The organism is Edaphocola flava (assembly GCF_004118155.1).
Classification (GTDB): Bacteria; Bacteroidota; Bacteroidia; order Chitinophagales; family Chitinophagaceae; genus Edaphocola; species Edaphocola flava.
In genome coordinates this window covers 345,495-364,790 of record NZ_SAIQ01000002.1, presented here as the reverse complement: position 1 = coordinate 364,790, position 19,296 = coordinate 345,495, and the positions used below count along the sequence as shown (strand labels likewise).

The 19,296-nt window shown below is 44.7% G+C and carries 13 protein-coding genes; 8 read left to right on the top strand and 5 right to left on the bottom strand.

Translation table 11 applies throughout. The features are described 5' to 3' along the window. The first annotated feature begins 208 nt into the window (after positions 1-208). The gene (locus EMP01_RS07875) at positions 209-2,020 is read left to right on the top strand and encodes a PEP/pyruvate-binding domain-containing protein (protein WP_161971257.1); all 1,812 of its coding nucleotides are present in this window, start codon (positions 209-211) and stop codon (positions 2,018-2,020) included. A gap of 4 nt (positions 2,021-2,024) precedes the next feature. Here the strand turns inward: EMP01_RS07875 and EMP01_RS07870 are convergent, their stop codons facing one another. Then, positions 2,025-2,585, bottom strand: coding sequence for a DUF4956 domain-containing protein (locus EMP01_RS07870; protein WP_129020961.1), 561 nt, complete (start codon positions 2,583-2,585; stop codon positions 2,025-2,027). A gap of 207 nt (positions 2,586-2,792) precedes the next feature. Between EMP01_RS07870 and mltG the strand changes: the two genes are divergently transcribed. From mltG to EMP01_RS07855, 3 genes are read left to right on the top strand one after another with little or no spacing between them, the layout of a single operon-like run. Further along, positions 2,793-3,806 (top strand): endolytic transglycosylase MltG, encoded by a 1,014-nt coding sequence (gene mltG, locus EMP01_RS07865; protein WP_129020960.1) that lies wholly within the window; start codon positions 2,793-2,795, stop codon positions 3,804-3,806. Positions 3,807-3,814: 8 nt separating this feature from the next. Continuing rightward, positions 3,815-5,296 (top strand): FAD-binding oxidoreductase, encoded by a 1,482-nt coding sequence (locus tag EMP01_RS07860; RefSeq protein WP_129020959.1) that lies wholly within the window; start codon positions 3,815-3,817, stop codon positions 5,294-5,296. Positions 5,297-5,305: 9 nt separating this feature from the next. Next, positions 5,306-5,914: a thermonuclease family protein gene (locus tag EMP01_RS07855; RefSeq protein ID WP_129020958.1), complete on the top strand. Its 609-nt coding sequence runs from the start codon at positions 5,306-5,308 to the stop codon at positions 5,912-5,914. A gap of 5 nt (positions 5,915-5,919) precedes the next feature. Here the strand turns inward: EMP01_RS07855 and EMP01_RS07850 are convergent, their stop codons facing one another. Beyond that, positions 5,920-6,924, bottom strand: a complete 1,005-nt coding sequence (locus tag EMP01_RS07850) for a tetratricopeptide repeat protein (protein ID WP_129020957.1) — start codon at positions 6,922-6,924, stop codon at positions 5,920-5,922. A gap of 55 nt (positions 6,925-6,979) precedes the next feature. Next, positions 6,980-7,450 carry a hypothetical protein gene (locus EMP01_RS07845; protein WP_129020956.1) on the bottom strand — a complete coding sequence of 157 codons (471 nt, stop codon included), beginning with the start codon at positions 7,448-7,450 and terminating at the stop codon, positions 6,980-6,982. Between the two features lie 179 nt (positions 7,451-7,629). Here EMP01_RS07845 and EMP01_RS07840 point away from each other — a divergent pair, with 179 nt between their 5' ends. From EMP01_RS07840 to EMP01_RS07825, 4 genes are all read left to right on the top strand, one after another. Then, a complete protein-coding gene (locus tag EMP01_RS07840; RefSeq protein WP_161971256.1) occupies positions 7,630-12,930 on the top strand; it encodes a S8 family peptidase in 5,301 nt (1,766 codons plus the stop codon). Between the two features lie 96 nt (positions 12,931-13,026). Continuing rightward, positions 13,027-14,316 carry an acetyl-CoA hydrolase/transferase family protein gene (locus EMP01_RS07835; RefSeq protein WP_129020954.1) on the top strand — a complete coding sequence of 430 codons (1,290 nt, stop codon included), beginning with the start codon at positions 13,027-13,029 and terminating at the stop codon, positions 14,314-14,316. Positions 14,317-14,423: 107 nt separating this feature from the next. Further along, entirely contained in the window at positions 14,424-16,802 is a 2,379-nt protein-coding gene (locus tag EMP01_RS07830; RefSeq protein WP_237559500.1) for an alpha-ketoacid dehydrogenase subunit alpha/beta, read from the top strand. Between the two features lie 38 nt (positions 16,803-16,840). Further along, the gene (locus tag EMP01_RS07825; protein WP_129020952.1) at positions 16,841-17,098 is read left to right on the top strand and encodes a phosphopantetheine-binding protein; all 258 of its coding nucleotides are present in this window, start codon (positions 16,841-16,843) and stop codon (positions 17,096-17,098) included. A gap of 104 nt (positions 17,099-17,202) precedes the next feature. Here EMP01_RS07825 and EMP01_RS07820 read toward each other — a convergent pair whose 3' ends face one another. Beyond that, a complete protein-coding gene (locus tag EMP01_RS07820) occupies positions 17,203-17,613 on the bottom strand; it encodes an energy transducer TonB (protein WP_129020951.1) in 411 nt (136 codons plus the stop codon). 12 nt (positions 17,614-17,625) lie between these two features. Continuing rightward, positions 17,626-19,278: an adenine deaminase gene (ade, locus tag EMP01_RS07815; RefSeq protein WP_129020950.1), complete on the bottom strand. Its 1,653-nt coding sequence runs from the start codon at positions 19,276-19,278 to the stop codon at positions 17,626-17,628. Positions 19,279-19,296 lie beyond the last annotated feature (18 nt).

The following is a 19,296-nucleotide window of genomic DNA, read 5'->3' as shown; positions in this document are numbered from 1 at the left end:
GGTAGAATGGCCCTGTGACAAGGGTATGTCAGCAGTAAAAACGACAAAAAATTAATTAATTTCACAAGCTGGGCTGTATCTGAAATTAGCCTTATCTTAGTTCCTTACCTTATTATCATAAACAATGCGACTGCGATTACTATGCATATTGTTCCTCTTTCTAAGCTTAATTATAAATGCCAGAGCGCAGAAGAATTATGTACATCAGTTGGATAGTAAAGAAACATTTTTAAAACTGGCAGGAAAGCCATTATCCGACAAATTTACCAACATTAAATCCGTAAAGATTGTATATGATTACACAGAAAAAAAGTTATACTTCTTTAATAGCGTACTATATAAATATCACCACAACTTCTGTCATGATGTATTGAACTTTTCTGACGATCTGAATTACTTCAATGACATCTCATACAACTCTGAACCTACAAGAATACTGCTGCTGGGAAACCTTAACTATCTGAATGAGAAGGACAACTGGGTTCTTGAGCTAGCACCTATAGACGAGATGAATACCCAGTTAATTCAATTCTTCTACCAGCAAGTAGCACAACATACTTTTTTTAAAGACCGGCTTAAATTCTACTTAAATACACCTCGACTTATTCAGCTCAAGGAAGACGGCAAATTAAAAATCCCTTGTGTATATTCAGATTTCATGTTCCAAAATATCACAGAACAAACTCTGGAAACAGGCAAAGCTGTGGGGATACTCAGAAAATATGATCTGAAGCAATATCCTAAACTTCAACCCCGCCCTGATGAAATTATTATGATCAATACAACTCCAGAAGTACTACCAAGAGTTAAGGGTATTATTATAACTGAATTACAAACACCGTTAAGCCATCTAGTATTACTGGCCAAAAACCGGAATGTACCCTTGTATGCAGATAAACTTGCATGGAGTAAACCGGCACTTACAGCATTAGAAGGACAGAAAGTTGAGCTAATTGTATCTGAAAACGGGTATACAATGCAAGCAACACAAAAGAATGTCAGTCCCGAGCAACCAGTATCAAGGATCGTGTTAAAGCCGGACTACACAGTACAACAAATCGTGGATCTAAACATGCCTTTGCCCGGCCATCCGGCAGATATTATCGGTTCAAAAGCTTCTAATCTTGCATTGTTAAAAATAGTTCAGAAGCGGGTAAAGGGGTTTAAGACACCTGAACATGCCTATGCAATACCTTTTTATTATTATAAAGACCATATCCAGAAAAACCATCTGGATAAGCAGATTGACGCTTTGCTACAGATTCCGGTAGATTCTACAGAGCAAATTGCTAAAGCCTTAAAACAATTAAGAAAAGCCATAAAACAAACTGCTATTGACAGTAGTTTGATACAAAATATAAGTCATATTCTCAGTCAGCAGGGCCAGTTTACTCATTTCAAATTCCGCTCTTCTACAAATGCTGAGGACCTTAAAGGGTTTAATGGGGCAGGTTTGTATGATTCTAAATCGGCAGTGCTTAACGATCCTGACAAAACAATTCAGAACGCAATACTGGAAGTTTGGGCCAGCCTATGGAATGAGCGGGCTTTTTACGAGAGGGAGCTATTCCATATTGATCACCAGAGCTGCGCTATGGGAGTACTCATTCACCGCTCTTTCCCTGATGAGCAGGCCAATGGCGTTCTCATCACCCGTAATTTATACCGGGACCGATATCAGGGTATTACCGTAAACGTGCAGAAAGGAGAGGCTTCTGTTGTCACCCCCGATTCTGGAGTAACCTGCGATGAATTTTATGTACATAGCTTTAATATTCCGGGTCATGAACTGAGTATTGATTACCGTTCAACCTCTAGTATTAATGACCATAAGGCAATACTAAAAGATAAGGAAATACAACAACTTTATCACACTTCCCTACTCATTGAAAAGCATATAAACAGATTGTGGCGTACCTATCATATGTGCGACCGTAATATGCCTCTGGATATTGAGTTTAAGCTAGAGGGTAGCGATCGGGAACTTTATATTAAACAGGTCAGAGCCTATGTAGATTAGCTCATTAGTAAGACACTCTTACAACTACTTTATTTTCCTTTAGATCTATTGTTTTGATGTGATAGGTAAAGTATGGGAAGTGCGTTTTCTCGCGCACAAATGCTCGTTTAGCCTCTTCATCAAGGACTAGAAATACTTCTGTCCCAACAATAATATCTGCATATTTTTTATCGTTAAACGATTCATCTTTTTTCTCAAAATAATTAAGTCCGACAAATGCTAAAACAATTACCATATTGATTGCTGCAAGAAATATAATTCTGTCCAGAGGCAGGAGAATATCTAGCATTGATAAGGTAATAGATACAAAAATGAAAATAGTTGTCTGAATAGAAAAAGAATCTGTTCGAAAGCGCAGTATAGAGAATATAGCAAACAAACCAAAACCTATACCTACACTTACTTCTATACGTGTAAATACGTAGCACATAAAAAAAGTGCAGATACTGAGAAGATTTACCATAGGATGTAACTTGACCGTACGATTTCTGTTGGTAAAAAAATAAATGATCCCTATAGAAATGAGGAGCAGGGCAAAGCGTTCAATAATTTCCTGGATTGCCATAAATAAATGTTCGGTGATAAAATAAATACGGTAGTAATATTACTTTTTTCCTGCAACATTTAGAACAAACAGTATATATAAAATTATCCTGCTGCCATCTATAGCATAAAATCAGTTGCCAAAGGACTGTTTAAAATTTATAACAGCTATCATATGCGTACTATTTTACCTTATTTTTGAGTATCGTATTTCCGATACATTTTTACAATGAAGAAAAAAATCCTGATCGGCATTATTGCTGTCGCCGCCCTGGCTGCAGGGGGCTATTTTTATATGCTGCGTTATGCCAATAATGTAGCACAGAAAGGTTACCTGTTTATTCCTACCGGTGCACGCTTCGAGCAGATACTGGATTCGGTGCAACCCTTACTGAAAAGTAATGCGACCTTTAAACAAGTGGCCAGGCAGAAGGGGCTGGATCAGCATTTTTATCCTGGACGCTATACCCTGAAGCCAGGCATGAGTAATGCCGAGATCGTCAATATGATCAAGCAGGGCAAGCAGGATGAAATAGCTATACGCATCGGCAACTATGCCAGTATTTATGAGCTGGCCGGAAAGGTAGCCCCATTTCTGGAGGCTGATTCTGCTCAAATCGTGGAGAGCATTGCTACGGCAGCTTATACGCAAGGGGTAGACACGCCTTCTATGCTCCACTTTTTCATGCCGAATACGTACAACTTTCATTGGAATACTTCCGGTGCTGATTTTGCACAAAAAATGAAAAAAGAGTTCGACCAGTTCTGGACGAGTGATCGCCAGGCTAAGGCACAGGCTGCTGGCATGAGTACTGAAGAAGTGATCACCCTAGCATCTATAGTACAACTGGAGTCTTCAAAAGAAGATGAGCAGGCCAAAGTGGCTGGGCTCTACCTTAATCGTCTGCGCATAGGCATGAAGCTGGATGCCGATCCTACCATCATCTTTATCAAGAAAATGCAGTCCGGTTTCCGCACTAAAATTTCAAGGGTTTATTATAATGACCTGAAGATCGTTTCGCCATATAATACTTATTTAAACCGGGGTTTACCACCCAGCCCGATCTGTATGCCTAATCCATCGGCTATAGATGCGGTACTGAATCCGGTAAAACATGATTACATCTATTTCGTTGCTGATCCGCAAAAGCCGGGCTACCACTGGTTTGCGCGTACCCTTGCAGAGCAGGAGCAGAATGCCGCCCGTTATCGTGCCTGGCTGGATGAACACAATATCAAATAGCATACCTTATGAAAACATACACCAAAAGAGAATTTCTCCGCATGATGGGACTGGGCATTGCTTTTATGCCATTCATCTCCTGCTTCGGCAACGGAAATAATAACGAAACCAAAACAACCGGAAAGCCCGACCCTTCCGGCAGCAAGCTGCCAGAAAAGAGCGAAGAAACCATAGACCTGACCAAGGCTGATCCGGCAGATGTACTCCTGCTCACCCGTTCGGACAAGGATTATGCGGTGTTCAATAAAGCATTCAATGCAAGGGTCAAAAAAATGCCTAAATACATTGCCCTGTGTAAAACAGAAAAAGGGGTAAGCCTTGCCGTAAATTATGCAAAACAGCAAAAAATGCCAGTGGCGGTAAAGAGCGGTGGGCACAGTTTTGAAGGTTTTTCAGGTAATGACGGCGGTATGGTGATCAATGTATCACAGATGAAAAAAGTGACCTGGGAAGCGAATGATGTGGTGACTATAGAACCAGGTTGTGTACTGGAGGAAGTACAGGCGGCACTCTTTGCCAAAAGACAACTGATACCCTCCGGCAGCTGTGGAACTGTAGGTATCTCAGGGCTTACACTTGGTGGCGGCTATGGCTTCTTCAGCCGTAAATATGGCCTTACCTGCGACAGCCTTAAAAAAGTGCAGATGGTAGCCGGCGATGGTAAATCCTATACCGCAGATGACAAACTGCTCTGGGCCTGCCGTGGCGGTGGTAACGGAAACTATGGGGTGATCACTAAACTGACCTTCAAAACACATCCTATGCCGGCAACGTTCACCAGTATTGTGCTGAAATTCAGAAACCTTACACCGGAACGTTTTACAGAAGCAATTTCTACCTGGTTTACCGTTTCAGAAACACTGGCGCAGGAGGCTTTCTCTGCCTTTGTACTCAATGGCAGCACCCTTACAGTACTGGCTACTACGTATGGTTCGAACAGTCAGCTAGAGGCGGCGATTAAACCTATTGTTACAATTGCAGATAGTGTAAGCCGAACAATGGACCAGAACCTGCCACTGGCCATGAAACGCTACTATGGCCGCAAGGGACCTATCTTGTTTAAAAATGCGAGTGCTGGCCTTTACCGCAACTTTGACGACATTAAACAGATAGCCACAAGTATCTTTAATAAAGTGGTACAGAACAAAGGGCTGATCTACCAGATCAATACACTGGGTGGCGCAATCAATAATACTGCTATGGAGCAGGCATCCTGCTATCCGCACCGCGCACTGCCCTACCTGAGCGAGCTGCAGGCTTACTGGGAGCAACCAGCGCGTGAAGCGCCATTATTGAAAGCCTTCCAGGAGATACAGGATATGATACTGGATGCCGGTATTACGGCACAGTACCGCAACTACCCGGATATTAATTTCAAAAACTGGCAGCAGGCTTACTATGGCGATAATTATGCTGCTTTGCAGAAAATAAAACAACAATACGATCCTGAAAATATATTCCAGTACCCGCAAGCGATTAGCTTACCCTGATAACATAACATGACCCGAAGATTTATTAGTTCCCTGCTCTGCATTACCAGCCTTTTTGCGACCTTACCTGTTCCTGCCCAACAACGCAAAACACAGCAACAACCGGCACCGGAGAAGAAAGTGTATACCGGTAAATCGGTTTCTGTATCGGATGGCGATACCTTTACGCTACTTACTACTGATAAAAAACAATATCATATCCGACTGGACGGAATCGATGCTCCGGAAAAAGGGATGCCCTATTACAAGGTGGCCAAACAATACCTGGCAGATCTGTTGCTGAACCAGTCTGTCCGCTGCGAGATCCGCAAAACGGACCAGTACAATCGGTTTGTGGCCAGGGTATATATTATGCAGGAAGGAAGAAAAACTGATATTTCTGAGCTGATGCTTCATGCAGGTCTTGCCTGGCATTATATTCAATACAACAAGGAACAGTATCTTGCTGATCTGGCAGCGCAGGCGCGTACTGCAAAGAAGGGCTTATGGGCTGAGCCCAAACCTACACCACCATGGGTGGTAAGAAAGTACAGGCGCGCAGGCATCTCAGATGCGGAATACCGTAAAATGCAGCAGGAGCACAATCCGGCGCTGCGCCTGTACCAGGCCGATAAATAACCGGCTTATAATTCTTTCAAAGCTGCCTGTGCAGCGGTATGGTTGCGGTTAAATACCAGCGCCTGATTAAACAGGTTTTTCGCTTCCGCTTTCTTATTTTGTTTCAACAGCGTCAGTCCTTTCAGATAGTATGCTTCCGCACTGTTAGGTGCTACCTCTATGGCAATGTTAAACTGGCGCTCAGCTTTGCTTACGGAATCCTGTGTCAGTAATATTTTACCATATTGAATATATGCATCGGTGAAGTCTTTGTCTACATAAATTGTTTTCACAAAATACTTTTTTGCGGCAGTCAGATCGCCTTTTTGCTGATAGAACAAAGCAGCATCATACAGGGGGTTAGGATTTAAAGTATCCAGCCTGTAAATTTTATCATACCACTTCAATGCTTCTGCATTGCCGGTTGCGCTGTACAGATCGGCCAGCTGGTACAATCCGTCAAAGAAGTTAGGGGTTACTTCCAGGACTTTTTTTGCATAATCAATTGCCTGTGCAGTATCTTTCTGTGCAGCTTTCAGACGCGATGCATCCAGCAATACATCAGGTTCTCCCGGCATACGGGCCATCAGGTCGTTCAGGATTATTTCTGCCTTAGCCAACTCATTACCGGCCATATGTGCTTCTGCTTCCAGTAAGGTATAGGTTGCATTCTTCGGATTTTTCTGCTGTAGTATTTTTACCTGCTCCATAGCCTGCGCAGCCTTCTTCTTATCAATCAGGAAAAAAGTAAGCGATTCGCGGTACACTATATTATCAGGTGCCAATGCTACTGCTTTCATCAGATCCTGCAGCGTGAGGCTATCCTGCCCCATTTTATTCAGTTCCAGGCTACGCTGGTAATATAGCTTTGCATTGCCCGTATCTGCGGCTATGGCTTCTGTCAGCGGTCTTATCATCGGATTGACCAGTGCAGCCGGTAGCTGCTGTTGCTGCTGTGTGCCGGCATCATCATTATCCCCGCAGGAACTCAATACGACCAGGCATAAAAAAAAATAGAAAATGTTTCTCATGTAACGCAATTGAGTTACAAAAGAACAAATTCTATTTCTTTTTAAAAAGAGTTGTTTAGGAATTCACCTTACTCTGTAAAAAATGTCTGATTTTACGTACATAATCATAGTACCCTGATTGCATACGTATCATGAATACAATGAAAATAATGACACCCACACCCAACAGGGATAATGGTACGATAAACGTCTCATCGGGATAAGCCTTCCAGAAATATACCGCTACCGCAAACATAAACAAGACAAAGGCTAAGATCAGGTACAAACCGCCGACATCAATCTTGCGGGGTTTGCTGCTAATGGTAATGGTTGTCTCTGCAGTCTGGGGGTGCATTTCGATGTGGGTAATAGGTAATGTTTTTAATCCGTCTATATTTTCAGCATGAGGAATCACTTTCAACATACCGTTAGACTCCAGTACTTCAAAATCTAAATGATGAACCATCACCCTTTGTCCCAGTAATTTATCTTTAATGGCGTCAGGGGAAAACTTTGATTTAATTCGTGAGGTAGTATTAAATATCATAAATAAAATGATTTTAAGTAATTATTAAAAACATACTCCTAACAAATATAATATTTTGAAATAAGAATTGCAATACCCATAATCTTTTTAATCATACAATAACATATTTACCGCATATCCTGCCCCGATTCGTATATAAAGATTATATTTACTATTAAAATTAAGAACGGTCTATGGCCATGAAAATATACACAAAACCCGGATTATTTCTTTTAAGTGCAGTCCTGCTGGGTAGCTATATAACGGCTACAGCACAGCAGCCGGTATCTTTACGCAACAGAATCGTATCGGTACAATCTGCACGCAACGGACTGGACAAATTATTTTCTGCTACTCCAGCAGGAGAAACGGTGCAGTTATACCTCCAGTTCAAGAAACCGCCTTCGCGGGAGAAACTTGCTGCATCCGGCATTCAATTGCAGGAATATATCGGCAATAATACATTCTCAGCAATCGTCACCAAAAGTAAGGACCTGAGTGCATTGAAGAATGTGATTGATTACTGGGCTGTAGTTGCAGCCGATGACAAGATCAGTCCGTACTTGGCTAGTAAGAACACTAATGAACAGGTCAATGTTTTTCTTACACTGGCTGCGGGACAGGATATAAAAGATATCGATGCTGTACTGAAAAGAGTATCTGCAACCGTACTGCCTCAGCAGGACTGGAAAAACCAGCGCAAATGGATTGTTTCCGTTGCTTATAACCAGCTAACGACACTTGCCGCTACTCCGGCGATACTGACTATAGAGCCCAAATTTGAGGACAGAAGCCTCAATGATGGTGCCATAGCCGTCGCTGATGCAGAACAGGCCCGGAATACAACAGGATTCAACCTGACGGGAGATGGCATTACTGTCGGTGTTGGTGATGATAGCCAGCCTTCACATATAGACTATGATGACCGCATAAAGAACTACAACCCGATGCTGAGCAGTTCTCACGGACTGCATACTACAGGGACTGTAGGTGGCGGTGGTATTGTAAATGAATCGTACCAGGGTTTTGCTCCAAGGGCAACACTGGTCGATAATTTTTTCAGCCAGATCATTACCCAGGCCCCGCGCTATGAGCAGGACTTCAATATGAAGCTGACCAATAACTCTTATGCAGCTATTGTAGGTAACTGTGGCTATGCAGGCACCTATGATGCGGCGTCTCAGTACCTGGATCAACTGGCCTTAAATTCACCCCAGCTATTGAACATATTTGCAGCCGGAAATGATGGCTTGCTCACCTGCGGTGCATATCCCCAAAGCTATGCAACGGTTGGAGGTTCTTACCAGGCTGCGAAGAATACCCTGGTGGTGGCCAATACCGGTAAGAATGGAGACATCCTCAGTGCAGGCAGCAGCCGTGGCCCGGCAAAGGATGGCCGCCTGAAACCAGAGATTACCGCTACCGGTGTACAGATTATGTCTACCGTATTCAATAATGGCTACGGCCTGTCGACCGGCACCAGTATGGCTTGTCCGAACGTGACCGGTGCAGCGGCTTTATTGCAACAACGATACAAACAAGTGAATGGCGGGCAGTATCCTCCAAGTGATCTGCTTAAAGCCATATTGATGAACAGCGCTACTGATCTGGGCAATCCCGGACCGGATTTCCGCTACGGATTCGGCCGCATGGATGTGGGCCAGGCCCTGGAGATTATTAATAACAGCCGCTATATGTCGCAAACGGTTGCACATGCCGCGCAGCAAAATCATGCCCTTACGGTACCGGCCAATCTTTCTCAGCTTAAAATCATGCTGTACTGGAACGATGCACCGGCCTCTCCTGTCAATGCCAAAGCACTGGTCAATGACCTGGACCTGAATGTGAGTCCGCCATCCGGCCCCACCCGATTTCCGCTGGTACTGAACCCGGAAGCAGCGCATGTGACTGATACTGCTGTTGAGGGTGCCGACCACCTGAACAATGTAGAGCAGGTAGTGATCAACAATCCGGCCGCTGGTAATTACACTATCAATGTAACAGGCTTTAATGTGCCAACAGGAAGCCAGTCTTACCGTGTGGTATACCAGTTTGTAACCAATGATATTAAAGTAACCTATCCCGGTCCCGGCACAAAAGTGGAAGCGGGATCAACCATATACGTACACTGGGCTGCACCAACCGCCACCGGAAACTATACTGTAGAATACAGTACGGACAATGGCGGCAGCTGGAACAGCATTGCCAGTACAACGAATGACAAGCGATTTGTAACATGGGCTGTACCAGCCGGTATTAATTCCGGATTATGCAAAATACGCGTAAGCCAGAATGCAGGTAGTGCCGTATCCGAAACATTTGCCGTAATTGCCCGCCCTGTTGCAACCTTAGCGACAGATCAGTGCCCTGGCAATATCAGCATTAACTGGACAGCGATCAGTGGTGTAAGTAAATATTACCTGTACCGCAAAATTGGACCTGTAATGGCGGTTGTGGATTCTACAGCTGGCACCAGTTATACATTCAGCGGGTTATCTGTAGACAGTACTTATTGGGTATCTGTTGCAGCGAGCGCTAACGGAGCGAAAGGTATCCGTGCACTGGCTCTGAACAGAATGCCTAATGATGGCAACTGTAACAATATCACCAACCACGGAGACCTTGCACTGACCCGTATTTTAAGCCCTGTAAGTGCCCGTGCCTTCAGTTCAAATCCTATAGGCAATACACTTACTGTACGCGTATTAAACATGGATAATGCAGTCGCCAATAACTACCAGGTGGGCTACCGTGTAAATGGTGGTTCCTGGATAATCAACAATTTTAGCACCTCCATTAATGCAGGAGGCAATACTATCTTGTCTGTACCGGGACTAAACCTAAGTGCTACAGGCAGCTATACTATTGATGCTTATGTGCGCAATCTTGCCCTTACCGATCCTTTGATAATGAATGATACCCAAACGGTAGTGGTAAGACATGTTGCTAACCCACCGATGAACCTGGCTACGGCATTTAATGAGGGTTTTGAAACCGCTGCTCCTGCAGAAAGTACACAGGCTGTTTTTGCGATTCCAAATGCAGACCGCTTCGACTTTGACCTCAGTGGTATCAACGGTCGTATGCGCACATTTGTGGATGGAGATATTACCATTGGCGGCAACAAATCTATAAGCCTTGATAATAAAATAAATCAAAAGGCTGATATTAACGCCAGCAGTGTTAATACACTGGCCGGCACCTTCAACCTGTCTACATATAACATAAGCAATAATGAGATCCGGTTTGACTTTGACTATGTCCTGCACGGCAAACCAAAATTCTACAGTGATAACAAAGTAATGATCAGGGGTAATGATCTGGCTTCCTGGATCACCATCGCTCCTTTTGACACCAACTATGTAGGCACTGACCGGAATTATGGCTCTTTATCGATCAATGATCTTTTACTGGCCAATGGACAGACATTCTCTGCCACGACACAGATTATGATCCAGCAGAAAGACACCTCCCTGATCAGTAGTATTGGTTACGGAAATGGTCTGACGGTGGATAATTTTAAATTGTACGAGGTTCAGGATGATATCGCACTGATCAAAGCCAATAATATTATAAAATTCAACTGCGGGTTGAGTAATGCTGTACCGCTGAGTGTAGATGTAGCGAACCTGGTCAATCATGCGATCAATACGATCAGCATCAGCTACCAGGTAGATCAGCAATCTATCGTGACGGAGACCATTGCAAGCATTAACGCAAAAGATACCATCACGCATAACTTTGCGCAGGCCATGAACCTTTCTGCACCGGGCAAGCACCTGGTTAAGGTATGGGTAAGCTACAGCAGCGACAATTACCACCTGAATGATACGCTGAGCAATATTGAACTACACAATCAGCCTGTCATCAGCAGCTTCCCTTATCTGGAAGGGTTTGAGCTTAATGATGGCTATTATTACAGCGAAGGAACGAACAACTCCTGGGCATATGGTACGCCAAACGCAATCGGCATTACGCATGCAGCAAATGGCACGAAAGCCTGGAAAACGAACCTTACCGGCGCTTATAATTCTAATGAGTTTTCTTATCTCTACAGTCCCTGCTTTAATCTAAGCAGTCTCAGCAATCCTATGCTCAGTTTCAGTTTCTTCCGTGAAATTGAGGCTCCTAACGGTGCAGAGATTTTTGATCGCGGGTATATGGAATACTCTACGAACGGTGGCCTGAACTGGCAGAAACTGGGTGCCAGCGGTCAAGGGTATAACTGGTATGACAATGCTACGGAAAATATCTGGGCAACTGCAACCAATAACTACTGGACTGTTGCCAGTATACCCTTACCGGTAGTCAGCAGTATTACCTTCAGATGGGTATTAAAAAGTGATCCGGGAGCGGAATTCGGAGGCCTGGCCATTGATGACATACATATTTTTGACCTGCAGAAAACTGTTTTTGACCAGGATAGCTTTGCTACGGCACCGGTTGTTACGCTTAATGCGAATACTGCATTCGGCACACCAACAGAAATATCTGCCAACATAGATCCGCTGTCTCAATCATTTACCAATGCAAAATTCCAGTCTTACAAGCATACAGATTATATAAGCCCGGATGCACAACAGTATTTCCTGCCGAGAAACTTTGCCTTTGTTACGACCAGCGCCCCAGCGGCTCCGGTGCTGATGCAATTATTCGTGAAGGATTCCCTGATGGCTGTAGTACGTAATGCCACAAACTGTACGTCCTGCACGTCTCATCCAAAAGAAGTGTACCAGCTGGGTGTCACCACCTATACAGACAATAATACTGCGGTACTCAATCATACCCTGGCCGATGATACAAACGGTGTATTCAGCTACATACCTCGGGACAGTGTATTGTGGATTCCTTATGCAAATGGCTATTATGCACAATTCCGTACCGACAAGGCAGGTGAATACTGGTTTAATGATGGTGGCATTACCCGCAATAACCCGCTACCATTGAATACGCTCACCTTCGATGCGGTTAAAAATGATGAGCGTACAGCGAAGATCCGCTGGTCTAATACGGTGGACACCGATGTACTCCATTATAATGTGCAGCGCGCCGGTAAAGACGGTGTGTTCAGAACGGTACATACCGAGGCAGCCATTGCTGTCAATGGACATGAGTACAGTTATACGGACACTCCTGTGCTGGATGCTCCATATGCTTTATACCGTGTAAGGTATACCAGCTTTGACGGTAGTGTGTTCTATAGTATTGTCAAGAAAGTAACCTGGAGTGGTTTGCCGGTAACCTTTGAGGTGTACCCTAACCCGACGCATGATGGTGATATCGTTTTCAAATGGTATAACCCTCAGCAATCAGGCTTTAGCTGGGAATTATATAATGTAATCGGTCAGCGTATCCGTACCGGATGGGTAGACCAGTCTGACTTCAACAGCTCAGAAAAAATATCGCTTAAAAACATGGGAGGCGCATCCGGCATCTACATCATCAAGGTGAACAGCGGTGGCCAGACCCAGGAGTATAAAATCGTTTACGATCCAAGATAAACGAATGTTTCCCAGTGGGATCTAATACAGTAATGGTTAAAATTGCCCGGCAATAAGTCTTATCTTTGCCCTGCTTTTTTAACCATTGCTTTTTATATGAGTACGTACAATTATGTTTCAGCCGCAGAAGCATTATCACTCATTCAGAGTGGCGACCGTGTCTTTATACACGGTAGTGCCTGCACCCCAACCTACCTTTTGAACGAATTAGTACACGAAGCGCCCCGCTTGCGTAATGTAGAACTGGTTTCTATTACACAGCAAGGCAAGAGCGTAGAGATCTACAAACCGGAATACCGCGAATCGTTTCATGTAAACAGCCTTTTTGTATCGGAACCAGTACGCAGTGCTGTAAACGAGGGATATGCCGATTTTGTGCCTGTATTTCTCAGCGACATTCCCGACCTCTTCAACAACCAGATTCTCCCCTTAGACGTAGCCATCGTTCAGGTATCTCCACCCGACCGCCATGGCTATTGTTCTTTAGGCACCTCTATAGACGTGGCCCGCTCGGCGGTAAATACGGCTAAAGCGGTAATCGGGCTCATTAATCCGAGGATGCCGCGTACCCATGGCGATGGCCTGGTGCACCATACTTATTTTAGCAAAATGGTCTTTCACGAAGCGCCCCTACCGGAAGTTGACTATTCGGCAAAGGTTACTGATATTGACCGTAAGATCGGTGCTTATGTAGCCGGGCTGATCGAGGATCGTTCAACTTTGCAAATGGGCATCGGTACCATTCCCGATGCGGTACTCAGCTACCTGGGCAATCATAAACACCTGGGTGTGCATACCGAAATGCTCAGTGACGGGGTGATTGATCTTTTTGAAAAAGATGTTATCGATAATCGTTACAAAAATCTGCATCCCAACCGTATTGTGACCAGTTTTGCGCTGGGCACCAAAAGACTGTATGACTTCCTGGATGATAATCCAGGCCTGACGTTTCTGGATATAGATTATGTCAATAACCCAACCATTATTGCTAAAAACGATCAGGTTGTAGCGATCAACTCCTGTGTAGAAATCGACCTGACCGGGCAGGTTTGTGCTGACAGTATCGGTACATATCAGTACAGCGGTATCGGCGGCCAGATGGACTTCATGCGTGGTGCAGCCCTGAGCAGAGGTGGCAAACCGATTATTGCCGTAAACAGCAGGACGAAGAAAGGCTTGCCCCGTATTGTACCTACCCTGAAACCGGGTGCCGGTGTAGTAACTACCCGCGGGCATATCCAGTATGTAGTTACAGAATACGGGATCACCAATCTTTTCGGTAAGAATCTGCGCCAGCGTGCCAAAGCCCTGATCGATCTCGCTCACCCTGATGACCGGGCTATGCTCCATCAACAGGCATATGAGAGATTTAAAGTATTTTTGTAGTTTTTACCCATTAATTACATAGCTCAAAGGCAGTATACAAACAAAACTGTATATTTGTCGCATTATTTTTGATACATAATATGGCCACAAAAAACAAGACCAAAGACATGGAAGCTCAAATCTCGTTTGATGAGATGAAAGGCGAAGTATTAAAAGATTATGAGTTGGCGGTGATGAGCCGTGAAGCCAGTCTTATTGGTAGAAAGGAAGTATTGACCGGAAAAGCCAAGTTCGGCATTTTCGGTGATGGTAAAGAATTGGCGCAGATTGCTCTGGCCAAGACATTCCAGCCGGGCGATTACCGTTCTGGCTACTATCGCGACCAGACGTTAATGTTTGCAACCGGTATGTCTGATGTGGAGCAGTTCTTTGCACAGTTATACGCCAATCCGAATCCGGAACTGGAACCTTCTTCTGCAGGCCGCATGATGAATGGTCACTATGCTACCCGCTGGCTGGATGAAAACGGCGAGTGGAAAAACCTGATGGCGCAACCTAACTCAACAAGTGACATTTCTCCTACTGCAGGACAAATGGTGCGTGCCCTGGGTGTGGCTTTTGCTTCTAAATTATACCGCAACAGCGAAAACCTGAAAGAGGGTTTTGAGAAATTCACCAATAATGGTAATGAAGTCAGCTTCTGTACAATCGGTGATGCCTCTACTTCTGAAGGACATTTCTGGGAGACCCTGAATGCTGCTGCTGTATTAAAAGTACCTCTGGCAATCTGTGTATGGGATGACGGATACGGCATTTCTGTACCACGTAAGTACCAGACAACTAAGAATTCAATATCTGAAGCTACTGCCGGCTTCCAGTATGATGAAAAACTGGAAAGCGGTGTAGAAATATATCGTGTAAAAGGATGGGATTATGCCAGCCTGGTAAAATCTTTTGAAGAAGGTATTGCCCGCGTAAGAGAAAATCATATTCCTGCCCTGTTCCATATCCAGGAAGTAACACAGCCGCAAGGCCACTCTACATCTGGCTCTCACGAGCGTTACAAATCTAAAGAGCGCCTGGAATGGGAAAAGGAAATGGATTGTGTGCGCAAACTGCGCCAGTTTATCCTGGATAATGCTATCGGAACCGAAGAGGAGCTGATTGCGATTGAAGAGAAAGCGAAAGATGTAGCGCGTACCGCTAAACAATCTGCCTGGAGCAATTTCATTGAACCGATCAAAGCGCAGATTGCACAAAGTGCTCAGCTGATCCAGCAAGTAGTGATGGAAGGTCACGCTGAAGGGCAGCAGATCGCGGCACTTGCACAGGAATTACAAAACATTAAAGAACCGATCCGTAAAGATGTATTCCGTACCGTACAACGTGTACTGAAACTGTCCGGTGGTACAAACAGCCAGGCGGTACGTAACCTGCGTAATTTTTATGATGATCTGGGCAAACAGGCACAGGATACATTCAATTCTCACCTCACCTCTCAGTCTAAATATGCAGTAAGCAATGTGCAAGAAGTTGCTGCAGCTTATTCTGACAACAGCCCGGTGCTGAACGGATTTGAAGTACTGAACCAATATTTCGATAATTTATTAGCGACTAACCCTGCGGTATTTGCCTTTGGTGAGGATGTAGGTAAGATCGGTGACGTAAACCAGGCTTTTGCCGGTTTACAGGAAAAATACGGCCCGCTGCGCGTAAGTGATACCGGTATCCGTGAGGCTACTATTGTAGGACAAGGATTAGGTATGGCACTGCGTGGTTTAAGACCAATTGCAGAGATCCAGTACCTGGATTACCTGTTGTATGGTCTGCAGACCTTAAGTGATGATGTGGCTACACTGCAATACCGTACCAAAGGTGGACAAAAATGCCCGCTGATCATCCGTACCCGCGGACACCGTCTGGAAGGTATCTGGCACAGTGGTTCTCCTATGGGTATGATCATTAATGCCCTGAGAGGTATTAATATTTGTGTGCCTCGTAACATGGTACAGGCTGCCGGTATGTACAATACCTTACTGAAAAGTGATGAGCCTGCAGTATTGATCGAGTGTCTGAACGGCTACCGTCTGAAAGAGCGCAAACCGGACAACCTGAACGAATTTACCATTCCATTAGGTATACCTGAAGTAATTCAGCAAGGGGAAGACATTACCATCGTTTCTTATGGTTCTACACTGAGAGTGATCCAGGAAGCGATTGATCTGTATCTGGCTCCGCAAGGTATCAGCTGTGAAGTAGTGGATGTACGTACTTTACTGCCATTTGACACGACACATACCATTGTGAAGTCTCTGGAAAAAACCAACCGTATAATCTTCATTGACGAGGATGTACCGGGAGGTGCCAGCGCCTATATGTTCCAGCAGGTAATGGAGCTGCAAGGTGGTTACAAATGGCTGGATGTGGCGCCACGCACACTTTCTGCAAAAGCGCACCGCCCTGCTTATGCAACGGATGGCGATTATTTCTCTAAACCTAATGCAGAAGAAATCGCAGCGGCTATTGAGGAAATGATGGCTGAATAATTTTATTAATCAACTTATTTATTATACCAAAACACAACATGGAAGAGTTAAAGCTTAAATTAAAACAGCAAATCATCGAATCGCTGAACCTTCAGGATATGAAACCTGAAGATATTGACGACAATGCACCTTTATTTGGTGATGGTCTGGGCCTGGACAGCATCGACTCCCTGGAGCTGATCGTATTGCTGGAAAGAAACTACGGCATCAAACTGGAAGATCCTAAAGAGAGCCGTAATATCCTGAGTTCGGTACAATCTATGGCAGAATATATCCAGTCTAAACAACAGGGATAATCTTGTTATTTATTATAAAAGCGTTGTACGATACAACCATTACAACAAAGAAGCGCACCGGTAACGGTGCGCTTCTTTGTTGTTTATTCAATACCCCAAACGTTCTAGGGTAAACGGAATGCAATAGGAATCACGACAGGTAAGGCTTTTACCACCCCGTCTTCTTTACCCGGTGTCCATACCGGCATTTCATTGATCAGTCTTAAAGCCTCTTCATCACAACCCATACCAATGCTGCGTACGATCTTGGCATTTTCTATTTTGCCGGTTTCACTTACCGTGAAGGATACGTATACCACCCCTTCTTTCCGGGATGTTTTAGCCTTTTCGGGATAGCGCAGGTTTGCATCTATATAACGTTGTAATTCTGGTTTACCACCTACAAATTCGGGTTCCGGATCCAGGTCTTTTTTAGCCGATTTGGACTGTGCATATATTGTCTGTGTAGCCACTACAGCCGGGAGCAATAATGCACCTATCAGTAATACTTTTTTCAACTTGCTACGATCTAACATAAATTCTTCTGTTTATAATTGTTTAGACTCTATCACTGTTGTAAAGTTAAAGGAATCTACATTAAATAGTCCTTTATCGGTCATCTTTAAAGATGGTATGACGGGAAGCGCCATAAATGACAAGGTCATAAAGGGTGCCGCCAGGGTACTGCCCAGGGCTTTGGCTGCTGCATCCAGCTTTACATATGCAGCTGCTGCAGCATCGGCCTGCATATCGGTAATCAGTCCGGCAATCGGCAAAGGCATGACTTCTGTACGCCCCCCACCGGTAACGGCGATACCGCCCTGTACTGTAATCAAGGCATTGACAACCTCTGCAATGGCCTCATCATCTACACCGACCACGACGATATTATGGCTGTCATGCGCAACAGTAGAGGCAATAGCTCCGGCCTTTAATCCAAAATTGCGGATAAAACCAATAGCCGGCGGGGCCGGGGCATAACGGTTTACCACAGCAATTTTCAGCACATCCTGCACCGTATCGGTACAGATAACGCCATTGTTGACGGGTAGATTTGCGGTACCTGCAGTGGTGATCAGCTGGCCATCCAGGGCCTCGATTACCTGCACCGGTTGCAGCGCTTCTTCTGTGGCTTCGATTGCAAAATCTGAAGCCACCACAGGAAGACAATTAAACTGGTTAATAATTTCGGGGACATACACGTTCTCGAAATTAATGCCCCCTTTTACAACCAGGTGACCATCAATATAAGTTTGCAATACGGTAAAATCGACCAGATCTTCCACAACGATAAAGTCTGCCGGATCTCCTGGACGCAACTGCCCCACTTCTAATTTATAATGTCTTACCGGGGCAATACAGGCTGCAAACAATACATCATACACATCATATCCTTTGGCCACCGCACGGGCAACCAGCTGATTGATATGTCCCCTCACCAGTTCATCGGGATGTTTATCATCACTACAGAACATCAGCTGATCGGGATGTGTGGCAAACAAAGGCACCAGTGCCTCAAAGTTTTTAGCCGCACTACCCTCCCTGATCAGGATTTTCATTCCATGCTTTATCTTATACAAAGCTTCTTCCAGTGTGGTGCATTCATGGTCGGTAGTGATACCGGCTCCGGCATAGCGGATCACATCATCTTCCGGCATCTGCGGTGCATGACCATCAACCGGCTTACCATAATATTTTGCCCAGGTGATCTTTTTCATCACCTCATCATCTTCGTACAATACTCCGGGAAAATTCATCATCTCGGCCAGGTAGCGGATCTCCTGCATCGCCAGCAGCTCTTTGATCTGGTCTGAATCGATGATCGCACCGGCCGTTTCGAAACCTGTAGCCGGAACACAGGACGGTGCGCCGAAACTAAACTTCAGTGCGGCATTACGAGCATTTTCGATCATATAATGCACCCCGGCCACACCACAAACATTAGCAATTTCATGCGGATCGGATACTGTCGCGACTGTACCATAAACCGTAGCTACTCTGCTGAATGCTGTAGGCGTAAGCATGGAACTTTCAATATGTATGTGCGCATCTACAAAGCCGGGAAGGATATACTGAGCAGGTGCCTGGGGCACCTGCATTACCTCATGTATCTTGCCATCCAGCACGATTACCCTGGCCGGGTAACAGGTACGCTGTACAAGATCTACAAACTGTCCGTCTATATAAAATGAAGTGTACATATCTGAAATCTTTCGTAT